The following is a 21,811-nucleotide window of genomic DNA, read 5'->3' on the forward strand; positions in this document are numbered from 1 at the left end:
TAGACTACTGTTCCAACGGTTAAATGGAGTGATTTCAGGACATGAAGATTTGATGGCATAGTGAAATAAAAAAGTTAAACAAGACTCTATATTTTCCCATTTGATGCACATTCTCCACACCGCCCCCTGGAGGCTTTCCCTCCCATGTTCAACGGGTCAATTGCCCTATCATTCCTTCGTCATGCCTCTCCAAGGGGTGGAGGCCAGTTAAGCTACCCTGATGGGTCGGTGCCCTTTTGTTGAAGAAATCTGGTACTCCGTACATATCTTCTAAAAAAGAGGACTTATCAACTTTTCTTAACTCTGCTCTTCTTATTTTATAAAAAAGAAAGGGAGGAATGCTCTGCATTCCTCCCTTTCTTTTCTTGCTATTGCTTTGGCTCCAGTCCGATCAGGCGCAGGAAGTATTCCAGACCTTTTTTTCCAACTTTTTCTTTCGGCTGTTTATCGGCAGGCGCATCCGGTCCCTTCGTTAAGAAATTTTTCTCAACGAAGCGAATGTCTGTCTCGTTCACCTCTCCGTCTTGATTGATATCTTGCGGCACGATGGATGAATCCTTCGTACCATATGCATCAACGACACTCTTGATATCGAGGATATCAATCATTTTGTCGCCATTCACATCCCCTGCAAGACTTCTCTGAGCAATTCTTAAAAATTGCCCTCGTAGCTCTCCATTTGCATCATGATATCCAGGAATGAATTTCTTCATCGCTTTAAGATGCCCCGGAACTTCGAAAACGGCTGTATATACTTGATCGGAAGCCGGAATATCATTGATCGTGATAGCTCCATTTTTAGCAATTGTTCCTGGATATTTTTTACCACTTCTAGAGAGAGCGTATACTTGTGCTCCTATTTTTGTATAATCTGCTTTTTTCAAATATGGTACCCCTGATTCATATATCAAAAATGCTTCTGGCGAGATGGATCCCAGCAACTGTGTATGTGTAGGAATTATTTTAAGATCTTCAGTGCCGTAAAAAGGAATAGCAGTGCCTGCTGATTGTCCGGATTTCTTATAAGACCCGTTCTGTACATTAAATCCTTGAATTTCATCGTAAACTTCATCATTCATTAATTTAATCGTTACATCGAGGAACGGCATATCTCCGTCCAGTCCTCTGAATGCATTTCCAGTAATGGAAGCTCCGATTTTCACATTATTATGATATATACTTTCCGTCACAACTGGCTCATGGAGCGATACCTGTAAGCCTTTTTCCTTTGCATATTGTTTGACTGTATTGTTCAGCTTCACATTCGAAAACTTGAAGTAGTCTTTGTCGATTGCCACGTTAAATTCTCCGGAGACAAGCTCTTTCACATTATTAAGGCTGAGTGTCATCGTAAAGTTATCGCCGACTTTCAACTCTCTCTTGTCATAACTGGTAGTCGTATATTCCGTTCCTTCTTTCATGAAGTAATACTTTTGGTAACCAACTGCCGTTGCAGTATCCCACGTTCTCAACCAAAATCTCATAGGTTGTTTTGCAATATCACTTTCCTCAATTCCTAATTTCACATCTCCATTCGCTTGAACCGGGAAGAACCCAGCCATATATCCAGAGGAACCTGTATAGTAAGCCATAGTGTTGGACGATTGATTGATGTCCAACCCTTTAGATTGTAATAGATTCACTGTCTCATCCTTAGCTGTTCCATGCAGCCACAGTGCTTTTTGCCCATCTTCTACTGTATACATAGAATCATTGACTTCGATTACACCCGATTTTATATCCATGTTGACTTCTGGCGCTGTATTGTCCACGATAAGTGGATTTTGGGAAACATATGATTTCCCATCCTCATCGTGTGCAATCAGTTCCAGTATATAGTCGCCTGCTGGAAGCTTTATAGGAATATCACTGATTGGCTGGGACGGATCATTTGTAAATGGTAAGACCGTACCGCTGAACGCACCCATAAGATACACTTCTCTATCTATTGGAAAGTTAGTGTTCGCTGTCCCTATGAACCCTATAGATTTTCCTGTTTTACTGTCTTTTACAAGCACATCCATGGTTTTCATTGGGCTGTTCAACTTCATGGTGAAATGGATCATTTTGTCATTAAGTTGCCAGAAAGGTGTTGTATTTGTCACGGATGGTCTAGTCGTTTTGACATAAGCAAATCCTTTTTCTATCGCCATAACAGCAAATGGAATTTGATAGGTTTCGTCTGGATTATCGGCATTGGTCACATGAATATACCCTTCATATCTTCCTCCCGCAGCGCTGGTTGGTATCGTTATTTTAGGCTGGAGCTCCTGCACTTGGCCGCTTCCCACTGTAATCGATGAAGGAACATCTACTTTAACACCGTTACTCACTGCATCTTGAATGCCTTTGCGCTCACCGTGATACTCCACTTCTAGTTTAAAAGATTTTTCTTCCTCGCTGTTGTTTTGAACGGTCACCTTTTTACTTGCTTCAATGGGTTGATCATCTTCTTTAATATGTCTTCCGAATACAATGGAACCTGTTTCTTCATCAATTTCTACGACTTTTCCATTTTCGATATTTTGTGTCTTATCCCATACTTTGATGGAGGTATCTGTATGAACCGCTTGATAGGCATCGATTCGTCCAGCACCCACTTCGTATACAGAATTATTCCCTTTTAAATCATCCGATGTATTCATGAGTGCCGCTTTTACATCGAAAGGAGTGTATTCCGGATTCTCCTGCAAAATCAATGCTGCTGCACCTGCCACGTGTGGCGTAGCCATCGATGTACCCGACATGCGCACATAGGCATTCCCGTAATTAATGCCGTCCTGCGGATCGTTGATGAATTCCGGTGTCGTAGAGAATATCGACACACCTGGAGCGACTACATCCGGTTTAATATCATAATTTCCATTTACCGGTCCGCGTGAACTAAAATCTGCTAAATGATCGCCTTCCGTTTTTGTGTTATTTAACGTTTCAAATGTGAAAGAACCTTCGCCCAGCCCCTTTAATCGCTCACCATCCGCTTTTGACAGGCGGAAAGAAGGGATTAACCCGACGGCCTCACCCAAGTAGGCAGGTATTTGCCCGTCGACATTGTTATACACAATCACTGATTTAGCCCCAGCGTTTTTGGCGTTTTTGATTTTTTCATCAAACGCAAGTTCCCCGCGCTGAATCAACGCAATTTTCCCACTGACATCTTTCCCAGCAAAATCAGTTGCTTTACCAAGTCCCGCAAATACAATTGGTAAGGATTTTCCTTGCAATTCTTCTAATCGATCAGAAAAATCTTTGCCTAGCAACTGCATATTTTCAAATTTCTCGGCGGAAGCGCTTCCATTAAATGCAGGAATGGACATGGAGGCATCGCTTGCACCTACTGATATGCCAAGAGCCGCTGTTCCCGGAGAACCCAGAGTTTTCTCGTTCGGTCCGGCGTTACCTGCAGCAACGACGGTCACCAAGCCTGAAAGCATGGCGTTATTTACTGCGACAGAAGTGGCGTATAAAGGATCGTTAGTCTGCGCGCCAAGCGACATATTGATGACGTCCATGCCATCTTCAATCGCTTGATCGATTCCAGCAAGGATTCCTTCTGTATATCCCCCTCCCCAAGGTCCCAATACTCTATACGCATATAAATCTACTTCAGGTGCTACCCCTTTCACAGCATAATCGACATTGTTTTTCTTTTGGGCTGCAATCGTCCCTGCGACATGTGACCCATGGTTTGTGTAATACACATAGCCTGGTTCTTCTGGCTTGCCAGCATTAATCCAATCCTCGTAGGTCGTTTCCATTGGATCGGCATCATTATCTACAAAATCATATCCGCCTTTATAAGCTTCTTTTAAGTCAGGATGATTGTAGTCAATACCTGTATCAAGAACGCCGACTTTTATTCCCTTACCGGTAATGTTCTCGGCATGTAGCTTGTCCACGCCAATTTGCGGAATACTGTCTGCCATTTTCGGCTCAATGGCTTCTTTCGTTTTTACCGGCGGTTCCACTTTTACCTCGTAATCTTTAAAAATACGTTTAACTACTCCAGATTGCAGCAAATCCTTAACTGCCACACCAGGAAGTGTCATCGCTACGCCGTTGATGGCGTTTTTATACTCTCTTGTGATCTTTACATCTTCCACTTTGTAATTAGTCACGTTTTTCTGTGATTTCAATGATTGCACATGCTGTTTAAAATCTTTATGAGCTTTTTCCACTTTCTCATTCGAATCTGCAGAAGATAGTTTCTTTCCTTTCGCCGCTTGTTTCATCACTTCTATTTTGGCTGGCGCCTGTTCAAATTCGACGATGACTTTGACTAATTCCGGACTATTTGCATTAATATCCGGAGAAATCGTAAAGTTTGGATTGGCATCCAATTGCTCTAACGCCTTTCTTTGTTCTGCAGACAGGCTCGCTAAGATCTCTTCCGCATTTTCAACTGGATTCAACTCAAACGGGCTTTTCGCCAATACATTATACGGAGCGCCTTGAGATAATAACATGCCAACAGCTAGCGTTCCTGTAAGAATCTTACTGATTTTTTTCCTCTTCATACCGCATCCCCTTATCCTATATAATTACTATTTTCTCTCTAAACATTTGTTCTTCATAAACAATTCATTTAAAGATGAATTCATATATCTAGTAAACTAAGATTCAATATATCATCCCATATTTCTACTTTTCTGAAAATTAATCATAAGAAGTAATTTTTCATCTATTGGTTCTAGATCAATATATAACTAAAGAACTATTCCAGTTCTGTTATTAAGAAAAATAATAAAGGTACTGAACAGTTGTTTTAACCTTTTAAGTAATTATGATTTATGAAAATGGAACAAGTTGATTTCGAACGGCATAAATGACTGCCTGTGAACGGCTTTTCACATTCAGCTTTTTGAAAATCTTATTGATGTGAATTTTGACGGTCTTATCACTGATAAATAAGGCCTCAGCGATTTCTTTGTTACTAAGACCTTTGGCCAACTCAAACAGTATTTCTTTTTCACGCTTAGTCAAAATATTTTCGTTTGGCTCTGATTTCGTTTGCTGGTGATGATACGTTATCAGCTTTTTGGTCATGCGAGGATGAATAACCGAATCCCCTTGTGACACCATTCGAATCGCTGCTACCACTTGTTCGGATGACGAATCCTTCAATAAATAGCCATCTGCACCAGCCCGAAGTGCTTCCATTAAGTATTCATTATCTTCAAACATCGTCAATACAAGAACGCGGCAATTCGGATACTGACTTTTCACGAGGGACGTTACCTCAATGCCATTTTTTCCAGGGAGATTGATGTCCATCAAAATACAATCAGGTCGATACTCCTCTACTTTCTTCAACACCTCTTCCCCGGACACGGCTTCTCCCACGACTCGGATGTCTGATTCGAGATCCAATATACTCCGAATTCCATCACGCAAGACCGTATGATCATCTACTAATAATATTTGAATCATGATACTCCTCCCTTGTTTCTGAATCTGGAATGAACAATGTAATTTCTGTACCTTTTCCTGTGGAACTATCAATCTGAAGGGTAGCACCCAGCTGTTCAGCTTGTTCATTCATATGTAAAATGCCATAATGGGGCTCATGCTTTGTTTTAATCATGGATTCAAAAAGGGAAAAGCCAACCCCGTTGTCCTTCACTTTTAAAAGCACATGTTCACGTTGATAGCTTAGAAGAATGTCAACTTCGTCCGCTTTTGCATGTTTTACAATATTCTGCAAGCTTTCCTGTAAAGTATCGAAGATGGCTCGTTCTATTGTAAAACTGAGTGTTCGAGAACGGCCCCTTTCATGATATTTAATCGCTAGATTATTTTCTTGTTTTATCGATTGAATTTTATTTGCAATCGCTTGTTTTAACCCTAGCCTTTGGGTAGGATATGGCTTTAAAGCATAGATAGAATAGCGAACTTCCCCTAAACTCTTCCGTAATTTTTTTATACTTTTGTCTACCACTTGCTCCATGTTTCCTGATTGATCTGCGGACTGCCTCAGAGCTGATTCCAGCTGAAATATGACCCCGGCTAATACTTGTGCAATTCCATCATGAATTTCCCGAGCAAGCCGATTTCTTTCTTCCAGAATCATTCGTTTTTCTTGTTCAGCGACGAGGGACCGTGTTTTCAGCAAGCTGCCCAATTGATTGGCAAACGTAGATAAGGATTGTATATCTTCGGTAATAAAACTCGCCCTCCTGCTTTTACCTGCAACAAACATCCCTACCAATTCATGATTTACTATAAGGGGCAGGTAGACAAGGGAACGTATGACATCTTCAAATACTTCATCTCCCGGGGCCATACCTGTTTTCCAATCAGTAACAACAAAGGTTTCAGATATTTCTTCAAAATTCGGATGGATATCAGAAGAACTTGAAATATTGGAATGTACTTTTCCATCCTTTAATAGAAGCTGCCAATCCCCCTCATCTTTTGCCCATAAAGCATATGCTTGTATTCCCAAGAATCCTTTAAGTGATTGTTTCATTTGATCTAAGTTTCCGGCAGACAGCCCGTGACTTAACTCCGTCGTAATGGTAAAAAGGTTATATAATCGTTCTTTTTCAATCCGTATTTGCCTCATGAAGGAGCTGATGGTGCAGATTGCTACAAGTGGGAAAAAGAAGAACAGAACCGTAATTCCATCCAACTCCCCTCGATATCGATGTTCTAAGATATAAATAAGGGAGGCGTAACATAAACAAAAACTTGCGCTCAAAAATAAAAATATATTTTTCTTGTACCACTGTTCTAGTGGATATTGCTGAGGCAGAATCACCATTAAAAGATCATATAAAAGGGTGTTGAAAAGGCAAAAAAATACGGTAAATAAAAGCAAGCTTATTAATTCTTCATATAAAACTGGCAGGTTCATCTCCGTAATAAAAAAAGAAATACATTCGTTGGAAAACCATTCTGCCAAAGTGATACTAAAAGCAAATTGAGTGCAATTAAATAGTGTTCTTTGTATTGGTAAGCGGCGAAGGGTATGTGTAAAAACCATCACACATACACAAGCAACAACCGTTATATGTATACCAAACTCCCAATTCATTGGATAAATAAGCGTAAGACTGAGTGTAATACCTCCTCTTCCAATACGGATAGGAAAATACTCAATAATCCCCATAAACACAGCTAACAACAAAACGATTATGAATTCAGAAGGCATTTCACTTTTAAATATGGAATTGATTACAGCAAACATACCAAGAATAGAAATAGAATAAATATAAAAACTCGCTATTTGTTCCCTCCTAGTGATAGAATCTATCTTTTTCAAAACGGCACCTTCCTTTATTTGCAAGAATCATTGTCCATTATCTAACAAAAAACCGGCACTGGCAAAATGGCAAAATACCCACTAGCCAATCACCGGCTGTGCCATTACCCTAAATGGCAAGACACAATACTAGTATACTATTAGATTCTTTATTTGCCTGCTCATCAAATGTTGTAAATGTCATGGTCTTTTGTTGTGGATTATATAGTACAAAAAGTGTAAGTAAACTAAACTTCATCCCCAATAAAAGACGTTGAAGAAAAAGAACCAAAAGATAAATTTTTGGTATTAAGTGAATTGAAGATGGAACTGATGCTTTTTGAACGCAGAGAGATTGATTTCAAAAGTAATTAAAAAACCTTAACCCAATAAAATACAGGGCTAAGGCTACTTAAAATCTTATTTAATTACTGCCTATTTACTGTAGTAATCCATAAAATGGTTCTTCGTTTGATTATAGAAACTAGCTTAGGATTATTTTAATCCTAACCTAAGGTTAATCAATAAAACGCAACTATCCAATGCCCTTGTACCAGCCTACAAAGTTGGTATAGGGGCATTTTACGTTATGAGCTGCCTTTCTTTACACCAAAATAAACCTCTTGGGATTCAAGTGGTTTATCGTCTTTCACGTTTATTGTTTATGTATGATTTTATTCAATTAAAAAAGGATATTTTCTAATCCCTCTTCCGGTATCGGCCCCGCCTACGCCAGATACTATGACAGCCACACATGCCATCCAACCCATTTTCATTATAACAGAAAGCGCTTACATTTCCAATGATTACTAGAAAACAACTTTTTCTCTACGATTTAGTGTTGCATGGTTGTTCCTCTTAGTAGTTTCTCAGCTTCAATTATACGGGAACCCTTATCATGTAGGTATTCAAGTGAGATCCCCCTTCTTAATGCTGTTTGTTCAATTAATCTAATTTCATGATACATAGCATCAGACAAGATTCCTTTTTCAATGTTCTTATTTATTTCAAAATAAAACCCAGCCAATAATCCTAACGGTAATTTATCGTAAAGGGAACTTTCTACTTTCTCCATAAGTCACCTCCTAATTAGATCATACAAAGAACTAGTATTCATTGAAAGAGTTTTTTAATTAAAACATAAATCAACAGCTTGAATTAGAGATAGTCCCCTGTTATTTATGAAAAAGAAACAGATTCTAGCCATAAGCAAGAAAAACACACAGGTATTTTAAGGGGTCTAAGAAGTCGAATAAGCACTTTTACACTACGACCTTACTTTTAAAAAAACGCGTTAGAAGGTTAGCTAGGCAGTTCATGGGCGGGTGGGGGTAGGAATTCATTTTCCTTTTTTAAAGGAATCGAGATCACATTAAAGAAACTAATTTTAGATCTAGAACATTTGAAAGACATTAGCTAAAACTGAACAGGGATTTATGGTGTGAGGGTATTAAGTAATTCTGTTCGAAATATCGGAGGGAATTCACACCAGAAGAAAGAGCGATTCTTAGAGATTTAATAAGAGGATATGTTCTTAACGACCAGCAAGATAGTCATAACGATGACTTGTATCAAAGGGTAGTGACTTTAGAAAAAGGCAAAAAGGTACGGAAGACGATTGTCATAAATGAGGAAGTTGGGGCTTTGCTGGATAGCTTCGCAGACCAACAGAAAGTCAATAACTCCTATCTTATTGAAATTGCTATCCTCGATATGGTTAAAAAGTACAAATAAAAGGCCTTCTCCAATACATGCTGCTACTTTCTTAGAATACTTGGGGTATCGATGGTTTTCTTTTTCTTTATTCTACATGCTTTCAATAGAATTAGAAAAAGACAGCCGGGGATGGCTGCCTTTTCGGGTGAGGGCGGGAAGTAATGATAGGTAAAGAAATTACTCGTGTGGTTCTAAATAAGAAAGGAAAAGAATCAAATAGCCGGAGAAAAATAAAAGAAGAACTATTGAAAATTAAGTTTCTTTTTTATGTTTTTCGTATATTTATGTTATAATGTGGAATATATAAAAAAGACGAGATGCGCTAACATCTCGCCTTAGTAACCAATCCAAAGTGGGTCGGTTGCTCCTAAATTTTGCGCTTTTTAGAAGGCCGCCCGTGCTTTTTGGACAGAGAACGGGTGGTTTTCTTTTTGACTTTTTTAGCAGGAAGCAAGCTAAATAGATAAACAACTGTCGAATTGGCAACTGTTTTAGCCACTTCCACTAGTACGTCTTTTAGAAGATCCATTGCGGTCACCTCCCTTCACTCTTAGATATAAGAGATAGGGTTAGGGCAACCTCCCACCCGGCCAGTTACATACGGTAATTATACCATATTTATGTAGAAACGAGGCGGATGTTTGCTAAAACTTACATAATAATGGTTCATATACACTCACATACTAATTCAATTACCCAGCCTCTAATAACCAAAATTGTAGGTGTAAATGTAATAGGAAAACTAAAACAAACTTTTTTTAATGTCCAGTTAATTGACCAATGAACTCAACATCATCAACCCTCCAGCCTTGCTCTTTCACAAAAATGAGCGAAGTTTTAACGATAACCGTGTCGGTTGCAGCCACATTGTTAAATTCCGTAGTGAGTTTAAATTTATTAAAAAATTCAGCTTCCGTTTTAGAGGTCTGATATTCAAATGGCTTCAGGCCCACCATGGACGACTTCACCGATTCTTCCGAATCCGGAAGTTCTGTTACGGAAGGATGGGACGCTTTGAACCCTTGATCAGTCATGAATGGTTCAATTTTTTTATATCGTTCGGCAGTGGTTTGATAAGTGAAAAGCTTTCAAGAAACTGGCGATTCAACTTTAAAGCATCCGTGTTTTGGATGGAGGATAGGGATTGAATCTGCTCTTCATAGTGACCCTGGTTGGCCCTAACTTCATTCAGCTGTGACCGCAGAGAGAAAATATACATCATGACCAAAGAAACCAAGAAGAATACTATCATTAAAAACAAGAAATTTTTCTTTTGAGTTGGCTCCATTTCCTTGTACCTCCCTTTCTAAATCCGTCTAAAACCTAGGAATGGATATAAGTTTTTCCATTCTTCAACGGACGAATAAGAAGTACCACCACTGCTATTGGGCTGTCCCGTACATATCCATGCCGACCTGTGCAAGGGCATATTCCAGCAGGCCACTGCAGTCAAACCCTGCTGGTGTCCTGCCTCCCCATACATAGGGTCTGCCGAGGTACTGTTTCATGATGTTATGAACTTCCTCTACATCAAAAGATTGCGAACCGTCCCCCATAACAACCACGCTGCCCTTTCCACCGTTGTAATATTGCATGACATGGTCCACATAATTCACATCACCGTAACGGCTCCACCCTTCCCTAGCAGCCATCCTATGACTAAACTGGGTGGCTACTTCCTTGGAATAGCCTACACGCTCCAATGCGTATCCGATAAATCTAAATCGACTTTTTTACTTGTTCTTATTGAACTAACGCACCAGTTTTAAAGAAAACAAAAATAAAAAAGCCTTTTGGCTCCAGGTTGCTGCAGCAACCCCTCTTATGAAGTAAAGCACCTGTTTCGTGATTAAGATTTATAGAATAATTTAAACCTTCCCATCAAACGTTGGGCTATTGATTTTACAAAGCCACGAAGGATATTGTTGTTAATAGTAAGCATGGTTTTTCGGAATTGATTGCAATAAATGTGCAAAAGAGAGGGGAAAACTTTGGTAGATTTAGCACTCTTAATTCTGGACATATTAAACAATAAATCCTACTAACTACGAATAGTGAGTATTAAACTATTAGGGGATGTTATATACGATATATATTCTATCGAGGTATATTTTAAAATACACGAAATCTTTACGGAGGTTAATCGAAGTGCTCAGTACCTCCAACATTTTTTTGAACTAGAAAAGGAAAGAAAATGGACTGAAACTACGGAATTTTTTCGTAGGGCTCCAAGAAGCTATTTGCTGAAACACAAGTAAATTTTGAATTACAGAAAAACTAGTCCACTAATTGTCATTCTAAATTAGACCTGATCTTATCTTATCTTCTGTTTTTTTCTGACTTGTCCTTTTTACAAGGATAAACCATGGCTTAAATAACAATCTTACAGATACTAAAATTATTCAAATCTAATCTAGACTAGATTGTAATCTCAAAAACCAGACCAGACTAAATTTGTTCTTTCATTTCCATGATAAAACCCGGCTTCTTGTAAATATCGATATTTGACCAAATGGCATTTTAACCAGCAGACGTCCATATACTATTTTCAAAGGAGGAAGGAAATTGGTGTATAGACCTACCGTAAGATACCCGGATGTTTATAAAAATTATATAGAGAATGTATATAAAATGACTGATCTAGATCGTAATCAAATTATCCGTTTGGCCTTATTTATAGCCGCACATTCAAAAGAATATAAAAGTATTCTCCAAAAACATAAAATTGCTGACGTCCCTCTCCCCTGCCCGCATTGGGGGCGGGATGAAGAAAGTTGCTGGAAAGATCAAAACTATATAAAAAAACATAATCTAGCCCCATTCAAAATTACTGAACAGGGTGGAATTAAGATTATTTTGAGCTAATTATTTCTTTTTAGATTCATTTGTGCTTTTTACGTAATGTAGCGTGGATGCCTTGTTAGCAATCTTTTCAGCCAGTTCCTTTGAAATATCTTTACTCATTTCGTATCACCTCACTAAAAAAAGCCTTGCCAAAAAGCCTAAAAAAAATACCTCCCTCCACTCTTGGCATAGCAAAACGACGTAACCAACTAACCAACCAACCCAAAGAAAAAGGCAATTTTGAAAGGGGAATAGCAAATGGGAAAGGTTAACCATTTGAATCCGGTTCTATCTTCATCTAATAAAAAAATGATTGAAACACAAAAAAGAAAAGTTCGTTCGGATAAGCTGCATGACATAAAGATTCCCGTGGACGAATCCGTGGACATGATATTAAGAAAGGAATCCCGACGATACTGGAATGGGTCTAAAACAGCCTTTGGCACAGAGATACTGTTATTTGGACTTACACAGGTGCTCGTATATCCTGACGTCACCTATACGGACCAACCTTACACGGTTCATTGCAAAGTAGATCATGAAACTTATCAAAAAATAGGCGATTATGCGGACGTTTGGAAGTGTAGCGTTCGAAAAGCAGCTCATCGAATATTTGTAGAAGCATACAAAAAGAAACAACTAGGGGGCGTAACCGATGGGGAAATATAGCCAAGCCAATCTTATTGATGAAGAACTATCTTTGATTGGATCATCCAACTTTATCGGAAAATTTATCCATAAAGTAAATAAATCCTCTACCGTCTTACTGAGTATAGACGTTCCCTTGAATCTATTTTTAAGAGCAGAAGTTTTTTGTGAAGATATTCAAGACCTATCAGACATGCATTTCGAACAAAATGACTTAATGAATCTTTTATTTAATGACTTCTTACTTTTTGCAAAAAAGAATCCAGATTCGAAGTCCTTATTCCGATTGCTTACATCATTGGATCAGTATGCTGGTAAGGATTCAAGACTTGAAAAGTATGGGGAATCTACCTTTAAATTAATCCATAAAGATAAAAACCAAGAAATGAAAACGTTGAATTTACGTATGAGAAGAAAATTCGCTTTGCGTGGAGAGGTGTTGCTTGCAGATATGGATGAAGTTCAGCCAGAACATGGCTACACATTAGAAAAGGTATTTGAACTTCTTTATATTGATTTTATTGATAAATTCCGAAAAGGTAATCATGCAGGTGCCGTAGAAAATATCCTACGCCTTCTTGATGATGAAATTGAATAGAAAATACACGTAAGGTTATATGCTTAAAAATGTATGGCACACATATACCGTTGATAGGCTTAGCTCACATACCAAAAACTTCTCTTGTTGCGAGTTTGAGATGTTAGGTTCACCACTTATCCTATCCTGCGTCTTTAACTTAAATAAGTTTAACAATCTAATACTCACTCACTTCAACATAAATCTCAAACACCTCTTTAACAAAAGAAATACCAGATCATTTATATACCTACCCATATTCATTAAACTATGGAGCATGATATGTATGGATGGAATATCTTCAAAAAAAATAAGCATTGTTAAGATGCTTATTTTGCGTTTAACCACTCTTTCATTTTATCTAAGCTGACTCTATACGGACGTTTAATTAAATTCCTTTCATATCGGGACAAGGTACTATGGGAGATTCCCATCTCCTTAGCAGCCTCTAAAATGCTTAATCCCCGGTCGATTCTTTCCTTATTAATCGTCTCAGGGGAAACCTGTTTTTCTTCAACTATCTCCCTAGTTGCAACAGCCTCCCTGTCCGTCATACCCTTCAACATAGTTAATAAATTTTCTGTGTCATAGTCCTGATCCTCAATCAATAATAAGTCCTGGTAATCTCCCATTCCCGTGATTTCATTAGGTGGGATGATTTGGACACGAGCCTTTAACCAGGTGTTAGCGAACCAATTTCTCTCCTGCTCTATTTGCTTCTCAAGGTTGTTTTCCTTATAGCTCCAACCTTTAATTATTCCATCTTGCTGCAGAGTATCCAATATTTCTTCAAATTGTTCCTTAATCCTTGAACCATATCTCGGGTTCACGTCCAAATCCATGACTTTTAAAAGACCTTTATCTCCCCCGATAAGATAAGCCCTAAGATAATCCGCACTCTTCTGGCGAATTCTCCATTGCCAGGACAGGTACCTGGATAACCGTTTATGGTACTTTTGCTTAATTGGATGGTATTCGAGAGTCTTTAATGCAAGAAGCCCACTGCTTCTTTGGGAACCGTACAAGAAGTTGGCAAGCAATTCCCCCGGACGAATGCTACATTCATAAATACCAATCGGGTTATCCCCCCGGTAGGCTACAGTCACGCTATCCACCAAAAACAAAGGATTGAACTGCACTTGTCCAATCTCTTCAAAATCTCCCTGATCCTCATTGATGAACCTCAAATTCTCTTTTTCAATTCTGATCCATATCGTTGTGAGTGCGGCCAATCTTTTCATGATATCATCGCGCTCTTTTTTACGGTAAGACATTTGATAGCCGTCTAAATCTTCCTTCCTACCTTGCAATCTCCTTAAATTCAAAGCGTCATCTGTATGGAAATGAATCATTTGGTCCTTATGAGTAGCCTGTTGCATCCAAAGAATAGAGACAATATCAAAAATGTCTGCGGTTAAGTCATCCATCGACGTGATGGCTTGAGAGGTGAGGTTTTTCCATTGTTCGATGGCTACATTCGATTTCATCATCAGATAATCATTTTCCGCCCTCACTTGAGCCGTCGCCTCTAACGCTCTTTCCGCAATTCTTGCAGTAGGAATCTCAGTAGCAATGTCGAATTCATTTTTACTGATGGTCTCCCTTAATTTGTGAAATAATAAGGCCGAACCAGACTCGGCAAAATTTTGATTCAACAAGGCATTTATCACTTCCCTGTTGTTAGACTTTGGAGAGCTGGGTGAATTCTCTTCTTCTACTGTCTGTATGTATGGAAGTACAAAATTTCTAATTTCTTCTATGTAATCATCGACCCATTGTTCCATATTCTCGAATTTCAATTCATAATCTTTCACCAAGCTATCCAAAATCACAAAGAATGCTTTTAATGTTTGGCTAGGCTGGTAATCATCTTGACCTGACATAAGATGATTGATATCCATTTTCCATTCAACATAGATTTGAGGATAATCTGGAAAAACCGTTTTCATGACATTCAAAAATTTTGTTTGCAGGGTTTGTATCATTATTCTTTAACCCACCCTTCTTTTATTGACTCTTTGTATTCAAATGAGTACTGTTGGATGTAATCTTGAAAAACCACTGTTTCCAAAATACCCAAATCATGTAGAATGCTAATTGACTCAAAAGAAAGAAACTGAACGATCGGCTTTTTTTCTAGGATGGCATTTTTCAACTGTTGGACGTCCTTTTCCTGATAAAGGATAAAATTCCCCACCTGTTCTTTGATGTCGTTAGGGGAATAGCTGGTATCTTTAAAAGGTTGATTATGCGTACATTCATAGACCATCTCCCCTTTTATATAATAAGTCCTGACACTAAAACCTTTCCCAGCTTTATAAAATTCGATTTGTTTTCGAAACCAAATGGGGCCACTATATAAATGGACCACTGGTTTAGGAAGCACGCCACGTAGTTGATAGGTGGAAACCTTTCTCCGATCCCATCCGAGAATTTCCCCCACCTCTTTAACTCCAACTAAAAAATCCATATCTGTTCCCCTTTTAATCTAGTAATATGGTAATTATGAGTGAGCAGTGTTGCTTTTGTCAACAAACGGTTAAAAAGAGCAACTTCTTTTAGTTTTGACGTTTGCTTTCACAATGTGCACCATAAACTTCTTCTCTGTAGCAGCCTAACTCTATTGCCACATTTTGATTCCAGGCTGGGATCTTGACAGCTTATCATGTTTTCAATCTGACGTTTCCTCTCACAATATGCACAAGTCTCTTTGTATGGATTTTCTTGTGTGTATTTTCACTAAAATCTATAACTTTCGGTGCTATTTTGCACATCCCACTTTAAAACCCAGCTACCTTCACAAGAGAAGATTAGTTGGGTTTCGTTATTATTTACGTCCAATCACTAAGCTGGTTTTGTGCAACTTCTACAACTTCTGCGGTGAATACGTTCAGTAAATAGCCTATTAATCAATCTAAAATAACTGTTTGTGACTCATAATCAGAAGAGTCCTTTTTTGTATCAATAATTGATAATGCGAAAAGGAATTATTGAATAACAGCTAATTGTTATTCATTAAAGGGGGCATTTGTGAATTAACTAAAGCCCAAATTCTCAGTGTTGTAAGCTAGTGATTGGGCTTTTAATATTGGGCTATCCTTAAGTTGTATATGCCGTTCCCTTATTCATTTAGAGACTTAATCCACCATAAATTATTAAATGGATCTACAAATCCCCCCATTTTACCACTTTCATCTTCCATAATAGGCATAACGGCAGTACCTCCTGCTTTTTCGATGACAGCACTTGCATCATTGACGTAAACGTGCATGTGACTATTTGATGGTTCTTTTTCTTCGATTTTTTTCTGTCTCTTGTTCATCAGCATTACATTCAATACCACAATCTATATCTTCGTCTGTACCGTCTGCAAAGAAGATAATATTATCACCGATTTTATCAATTATAGAGTTGACGAAGGGGATTCCTATGAAAGGTATTGAAATAGCAAAGAAATTAAATATAAGCACTAGTGCATTAAGGCATTATGAATGCTTGGGGGCTTTTTCCAAAAGTTGAGAGAGCAGAAAATGGGTATCGTATCTATACATTGGAACATGAAGCTTATTTTCAATGTATACGTGCGCTGAATTATGGATTTGAGATGGATTTAGTTCGGGAGGTTATGCCACTTATCATAGATGGTGAAAAGCTTGATGCCTTATGGATAATAAACAAGGCACAAGTTGACCATCACGAGGAAAAGAAAACCGTGCAGCGAACTGCTGAATTGCTTGATTTAAAAGAGTTAACTGATATTCCGAAGTACCGCAATATAAGGTCTTTTACCATTGGAGATGTAGCCAAAGAAGCGAGTGTATCTACTTCTTCAATTCGGCATTGGGAAAAGGAAGGCTTAATAAATCCCTAGCGTCACAGGATTCCGTTTATATAGTCCATCTGATATTCGAAAGGTTCTTATCGTCAAAACCGTTCAAAGAGTAGCTTATTCCTTAGATATAGTTCGTGAAGTCTTGTCGGAACCTGATAAAAACAACCTTGCCTATGCTAAGGAAATTGCCCTTAACTCTCTTCAATACATTGATAATGTGTTAGTTGAACAAATACGAGGTATTGCCTATTTGCATAATCATTTTGAGGTCTTGTCAAACAAAAAAAGACAGTAGATATAATCTTGTTTAAGCAACAGCAATTTTACACGGTTTGTTATTCGTGCAAAATAAATATAAAAGTTACAATAAGGGGGAAAATGACGGGTACTTGCACACGTTATTGTGCAAGTTTTTACATTTCCGTTCCATTATAGATGATGAACTTTGGTTATATCCGCATTTCTTTCAACTCTATCATTTAAGGGATGACGTTTCCTTTTTCAATGTGCACACCATTATATGGGATTACATCTACTCTTTCATTTGACGTTCCCTCTCACAATGCGCACACCATTATATGGGATTGCATCTATTCTTTCATTTGACGTTCCCTCTCACAATACGCACACCATTATATGGGATTGCATCTATTCTTTCATTTGACGTTTCCTCTCACAATGCGCACACCATTATATGGGATTGCATCTATTCTTTCATTTGACGTTTCCTCTCACAATGCGCACACCATTATATGGGATTGCAACTATTCTTTCATTTGACGTTTTCTCTCACAGTGCGCATACCATTATATGGGTTTGTATCTATTCTTTTCGATTTGACGTTTGCTCTCACAATGTGCATACCATTATATGGGTTTGTATCTATTCTTTTCGATTTGACGTTTGCTCTCACAATACGCACACCATTATATGGGTTTGTATCTATTCTTTTCGATTTGACGCTTGCTCTCACAATGCGCACACCATTATATGGGTTTGTATCTATTTTTTTCGATTTGACGTTTGCTCTCACAATGCGCACACCATTATATGGGTTTGTATCTATTTTTTCGATTTGACGTTTGCTCTCACAATGCGCACACCATTATATGGGTTTGTATCTATTTTTTCGATTTGACGTTTGCTCTCACAATGTGCACAATGATAAGGGGATACAGGTTTATCTCCCGTTAACAAAACATCTTATAAACTCGACATCATCTTGCACATCTCATACATCCATAATAAGCTGTGCAACTTTTTCCCGTTTGACGTTTCCTTTCACAATGTGCACAATTCCCTATATTTGATCTGAAATTTTTAAATACATTTTGATAAACATCCTTTTACACCCCTAAATTACCAACAAAAATTTCAGCCAAAATTAAGAACACCATACAAAATAGTGCCAAATTAATCTCTTTTTGTTCTAAAATGATTAAAATGACGTTTGCTCTCACACAAACTTGCACACATTTCTGTGCAAGTTTTTTTATTCATGCCCATTTTTGGATGGACTATTTTATAAAAACGTTGATATATCAACGTTTTTCCGAATCCCCTCCCCTATAAATTCATGACGTTTCCTTTCACACCATTCACAAACCTTGTGAAAAAATGACGTTTGCTCTCACACAAAATTTTTTAGAGTTTTTTTCAACCCCTTGCCCCCCAAGGGATGAGCACCCGTTGTGCAACTTTGAAAATCCCTTAATAAAGGACACCATTTCCTGTTTTTCCACTCTGCTATAATTTAAACTAGAAAAATAGGCGAGAGGAGTGCCAAAAATGAAAGAATCTAGATTAAGAATCCATGGTTTTAGAATGCATCACGCTATCTTAAAAGAATTCCATTTTCTTCGTGATCAGTCATTTGAGCGCCCTCCTGCTTCTGCCTATGTCGTATATATGACCATGTTAAACCAATTACACGTAGAACAAAACCAACGAGGCATGCTTAAGGAATATAATCTTTCTTACTGGGCAAAGAAACTTGGAATTTCTTATTCTACCCTATGGGGAGGAAGAAAGTTCTTAGAAGATCATCATTTTGTGAAAGAGGAAATCCACGAAGGGTTACCTGTTATCGTGTTAAAAGATGTTGAACAGTATAATACACCTGAACTTAATGGGGTATCCCTCAACTACCTAATCATACCGCATGCCCTTTTTGAAACAAATATTTTAGCCGAATTCGTACGTACCTCAAACCCGGAAGGAATTGAACTTCTCTTATCCTTACTTAACCAGTTCCGGACTGGTCTGTCTTTCAGCAAGACAGGTGAAATGGAGAAAATCAAACAAGAACGGACTATGAAGACACTTAAACTTCAACTAAACAAAAATGCAAAAGGGGTTCGTAAAACTTTAAGCGTTTTAGAAGCTCTATTTTCCATCGAATTCACAGGGGTGGAGATTCGTGGCAAGCAAATATGGATAAAAAAAGCCTCCTTTTCCTTGAAGCCGGAATGTGTGGAAGAAAACTCGGATGAATTCAATGTCAACTCACTCATGGCGAAACTATCCAAGGAGCTCACCTACTTCTTTGATGGACATCAAATTAAATTTAAACCAAGGGATCAAATCGATGTCATGATTTCCTATAAACAGGAAGTAATGAATAAACTGAACTATCTTATGGATGAGGACTATGAAAGCTTCACCATACGTGATCGATTCATGAAAAATTTCTTTTTACAAACAATGGATCAGATAGGAATTCATATTCATACAGAAAAACAGCGAAAAGGATCTTTCCATTTCTACTCGATTGGCGCCTTTTTCAGAATGGCCTTTAGAAAGTACCTTCCTGGGGCCTTAAAAAAGATTCCTTATGAATTAATCCATGAAGCCAAAATCAAAGAATACACCAAAACCGGCCAAGCGCCGGAGTTACACGGTGTAATTTAATAGCTTACCAGCCTTGTGAAAAAATAGGACATTCACAGGGCTATTCGAATATACTCCAAAAAAGCAGAAAAGCATTTACTTATAACAAAAGTCTTTCCTTCCCACATCTGCAACAGTTTTTGGCAGATTTATTGAGAAGGATTATTTTTTTACGTCTATTAGTTTCCGAATGTTGCCTTGTGTAATAGTGGATATTATAAATATGATACTGTGAATTTGTGAATAGTTTAAAAAAAGCCCTGTGTATATGTGACTTCTTTTGCATTCTATATGTGGGAACGTGGAAACTCTGTTATAGCAACACTTAAAAATGGCTAGAACTCTTCTGCCTCAAGGGATATACCTAATAATTGAAAATTGCCTATTAGTTCTGTTTCTTTTATTAAATTTGTATTCTCTTATTAAATATGCTTTTTTATTAAATTTGTTTATTTACGAATAAATCCCTTCAAACAGAACAATTAAATATTAGATTAATATGAAGAAATATAAATGAACTGTCTTTCAAAAGATTACATATTGAATTTATGGCTTTTATCTTTATACAATCTCCAATAGATATCCAAAATATAGATGTTAAGCTATGAAACGGACACCATTCTAGAGAACCGTTCACGAAAATCGATTTTACCAATATTCTAGTTCTAAAACATCAAAAGGATACAAGTTTAGGCCCTCTTAGATGGGCCCCTAAACTTGTATCCTTTTCAATTCAACGTTAGTAAGGGGGTAAGGTCTTCCCTTCCCCCCTTACTTGCTATAAATGTATAGAGAGCCAATGAGAAGCTATAGACAATCTTTGATCTTCATAAAGCAAAAGGACACTTTAATTCCTAATTTGAATCAGATCAATGAAATGTAAAAAAGTCATTTTTTCCATAAAGTGCTAAAAGTTTAGGGACAGCCAATTTTTTTCTCTAACACTTGGACCAAAAATTAATAAAAAGGATCCATTAATCTTCCATTGTTTGTTCTAGAACTTTACTTTCATTTGTTAGAAGTGCTGTTTCAGATTTTAACCTTTTTTCTAAAGCGAGTGACTCTTCTTCAATTTGACTAATCTTCTTCCTTATTGTTTCAATTTCTTCAAGAAACTCCACTTCTATATGGTCAGCTTTAATGTCTCTCTCATCCACCAGTATTTCAGCTTCTAAGTTCAGAGTATCTTCTGTATTTTTTTTTGCAAAAAATGAGAAAAAACCTGTATTTTTCTTTTGTTCCAAACTTTTACGTAACACGTTCGCTGCTTGTCGATCCATTTTGCGATTTAACCGATGATTTTTAATCTTTTCTTCGATAACTTCAATTTGTCTTTGTCTATCAGCTATTCCCGTTCTCCGTCTTAGCAACTCCACTTCAATTAGATTGATCGTATTTTGTAGAGTAAAGGTTCTCATCATTACATTCTGCCTTCTATCAAATTCAGAGAATAATTGATCTAAGGTTTCTTCATTGTACTTGCTCCCTTTTGCTTTCCCTCCATTTTGTTGAGGGATCGATTTTAGCGATAACTTAACTTGGATATCGGAGATTGTTTCGCCCCTCTCAATTGCCAGTAAAGTCATATGGATTTTAAAAACGCTGAGGTACGGCAATCGTTTTTTTCTGCCCTCTACATATATCTCTAAGTATCCCTCTAGCATCCTGACGTAATACCTTAGAGTCGAATTAGCTATATGAAAGATTTTATCGGAACAATCAGTAGTTGAATACATGGCATTCGGATCTAACTCTAATATATCTTTCTTAAATAGATTGCCACTGTATTCCTTATCAAGGACCAACGAAGTATATAATGCATCGTCGCGAAGTGTTTCTTTAATGAAATCCTTATTAGCCTGGACTCTATTTGTCACGATAACCCTCCTCTTAACGCTAGTTTAACTATAGCTTATTTTTATCTACCTATCGCTAAGCGTCAATTTATCTGTATCTATAGTTTACCTACTAGATAAAGACTAATCAACTACGTTTGCTGGCTTTAATAGAAAAAATGAAGTGAATTCAACTTAAACTAATCTAATCTAGTTTACTCTAAAAG

General features: G+C 37.6%; 18 protein-coding genes. 6 read left to right on the forward strand and 12 right to left on the reverse strand.

Annotation, left to right across the window (positions count from 1 at the left end; all coding sequences use genetic code 11):
• Positions 1-368 precede the first annotated feature (368 nt).
• The 4 genes from QUF86_RS27585 to QUF86_RS27600 form a co-directional block, all read right to left on the reverse strand.
• Positions 369-4,517 carry a S8 family serine peptidase gene (locus tag QUF86_RS27585; protein WP_289336407.1) on the reverse strand — a complete coding sequence of 1,383 codons (4,149 nt, stop codon included), beginning with the start codon at positions 4,515-4,517 and terminating at the stop codon, positions 369-371.
• 271 nt (positions 4,518-4,788) lie between these two features.
• Positions 4,789-5,430, reverse strand: a complete 642-nt coding sequence (locus QUF86_RS27590) for a response regulator (RefSeq protein ID WP_098373780.1) — start codon at positions 5,428-5,430, stop codon at positions 4,789-4,791.
• Positions 5,405-7,264 (reverse strand): GAF domain-containing sensor histidine kinase, encoded by a 1,860-nt coding sequence (locus tag QUF86_RS27595; RefSeq protein WP_289336408.1) that lies wholly within the window; start codon positions 7,262-7,264, stop codon positions 5,405-5,407. The genes QUF86_RS27590 and QUF86_RS27595 overlap by 26 nt, the downstream gene beginning before the upstream one ends.
• Before the next feature lie 814 nt (positions 7,265-8,078).
• Positions 8,079-8,318, reverse strand: a complete 240-nt coding sequence (locus QUF86_RS27600; protein WP_289336409.1) for a hypothetical protein — start codon at positions 8,316-8,318, stop codon at positions 8,079-8,081.
• Between the two features lie 506 nt (positions 8,319-8,824).
• On the opposite strand from QUF86_RS27600, the gene QUF86_RS27605 reads away from it, so the two are divergent.
• Positions 8,825-8,977 (forward strand): hypothetical protein, encoded by a 153-nt coding sequence (locus tag QUF86_RS27605; RefSeq protein ID WP_289336410.1) that lies wholly within the window; start codon positions 8,825-8,827, stop codon positions 8,975-8,977.
• A 349-nt stretch (positions 8,978-9,326) separates the two neighbouring features.
• Here QUF86_RS27605 and QUF86_RS27610 read toward each other — a convergent pair whose 3' ends face one another.
• The 4 genes from QUF86_RS27610 to QUF86_RS27625 form a co-directional block, all read right to left on the reverse strand.
• Complete coding sequence (locus QUF86_RS27610; protein ID WP_289318943.1) at positions 9,327-9,488, reverse strand: hypothetical protein; 162 nt, start codon at positions 9,486-9,488, stop codon at positions 9,327-9,329.
• Positions 9,489-9,717: 229 nt separating this feature from the next.
• Positions 9,718-9,993 carry a hypothetical protein gene (locus QUF86_RS27615; protein WP_289336411.1) on the reverse strand — a complete coding sequence of 92 codons (276 nt, stop codon included), beginning with the start codon at positions 9,991-9,993 and terminating at the stop codon, positions 9,718-9,720.
• Positions 9,990-10,247 (reverse strand): hypothetical protein, encoded by a 258-nt coding sequence (locus tag QUF86_RS27620; RefSeq protein ID WP_289336412.1) that lies wholly within the window; start codon positions 10,245-10,247, stop codon positions 9,990-9,992. Before QUF86_RS27620 ends, QUF86_RS27615 begins: the two co-directional genes overlap by 4 nt.
• A 94-nt stretch (positions 10,248-10,341) precedes the next feature.
• The gene (locus QUF86_RS27625) at positions 10,342-10,662 is read right to left on the reverse strand and encodes a C40 family peptidase (protein ID WP_289336413.1); all 321 of its coding nucleotides are present in this window, start codon (positions 10,660-10,662) and stop codon (positions 10,342-10,344) included.
• 862 nt (positions 10,663-11,524) lie between these two features.
• Between QUF86_RS27625 and QUF86_RS27630 the strand changes: the two genes are divergently transcribed.
• The 3 genes from QUF86_RS27630 to QUF86_RS27640 all read left to right on the forward strand — a co-directional run bounded on the left by QUF86_RS27630 (position 11,525) and on the right by QUF86_RS27640 (position 13,049).
• Complete coding sequence (locus QUF86_RS27630; RefSeq protein WP_430103291.1) at positions 11,525-11,824, forward strand: hypothetical protein; 300 nt, start codon at positions 11,525-11,527, stop codon at positions 11,822-11,824.
• Between the two features lie 237 nt (positions 11,825-12,061).
• Positions 12,062-12,472: a hypothetical protein gene (locus tag QUF86_RS27635; protein WP_289318947.1), complete on the forward strand. Its 411-nt coding sequence runs from the start codon at positions 12,062-12,064 to the stop codon at positions 12,470-12,472.
• On the forward strand, positions 12,459-13,049 hold the full coding sequence (locus QUF86_RS27640) for a hypothetical protein (protein ID WP_289318948.1): 591 nt from the start codon (positions 12,459-12,461) through the stop codon (positions 13,047-13,049). Before QUF86_RS27635 ends, QUF86_RS27640 begins: the two co-directional genes overlap by 14 nt.
• A gap of 308 nt (positions 13,050-13,357) precedes the next feature.
• Here QUF86_RS27640 and QUF86_RS27645 read toward each other — a convergent pair whose 3' ends face one another.
• The 3 genes from QUF86_RS27645 to QUF86_RS27655 form a co-directional block, all read right to left on the reverse strand.
• Positions 13,358-15,013, reverse strand: coding sequence for a helix-turn-helix domain-containing protein (locus QUF86_RS27645; RefSeq protein WP_289318949.1), 1,656 nt, complete (start codon positions 15,011-15,013; stop codon positions 13,358-13,360).
• Complete coding sequence (locus QUF86_RS27650; RefSeq protein WP_289318950.1) at positions 15,013-15,498, reverse strand: hypothetical protein; 486 nt, start codon at positions 15,496-15,498, stop codon at positions 15,013-15,015. Before QUF86_RS27650 ends, QUF86_RS27645 begins: the two co-directional genes overlap by 1 nt.
• 651 nt (positions 15,499-16,149) lie before the next feature.
• Complete coding sequence (locus tag QUF86_RS27655) at positions 16,150-16,350, reverse strand: VOC family protein (RefSeq protein WP_289336414.1); 201 nt, start codon at positions 16,348-16,350, stop codon at positions 16,150-16,152.
• Positions 16,351-16,653: 303 nt separating this feature from the next.
• On the opposite strand from QUF86_RS27655, the gene QUF86_RS27660 reads away from it, so the two are divergent.
• Positions 16,654-16,899, forward strand: a complete 246-nt coding sequence (locus QUF86_RS27660) for a MerR family DNA-binding transcriptional regulator (RefSeq protein ID WP_289336415.1) — start codon at positions 16,654-16,656, stop codon at positions 16,897-16,899.
• Between the two features lie 1,749 nt (positions 16,900-18,648).
• A complete protein-coding gene (locus QUF86_RS27665) occupies positions 18,649-19,770 on the forward strand; it encodes a hypothetical protein (protein WP_289318954.1) in 1,122 nt (373 codons plus the stop codon).
• A 953-nt stretch (positions 19,771-20,723) separates the two neighbouring features.
• On the opposite strand, the gene QUF86_RS27670 is transcribed toward QUF86_RS27665, so the two are convergent.
• Entirely contained in the window at positions 20,724-21,626 is a 903-nt protein-coding gene (locus tag QUF86_RS27670; RefSeq protein ID WP_289336416.1) for a hypothetical protein, read from the reverse strand.
• Positions 21,627-21,811 lie beyond the last annotated feature (185 nt).

Origin of the sequence: Peribacillus sp. NJ11 (genome assembly GCF_030348405.1) — a bacterium.
In the GTDB taxonomy this organism is placed as follows: domain Bacteria; phylum Bacillota; class Bacilli; order Bacillales; family DSM-1321; genus Peribacillus.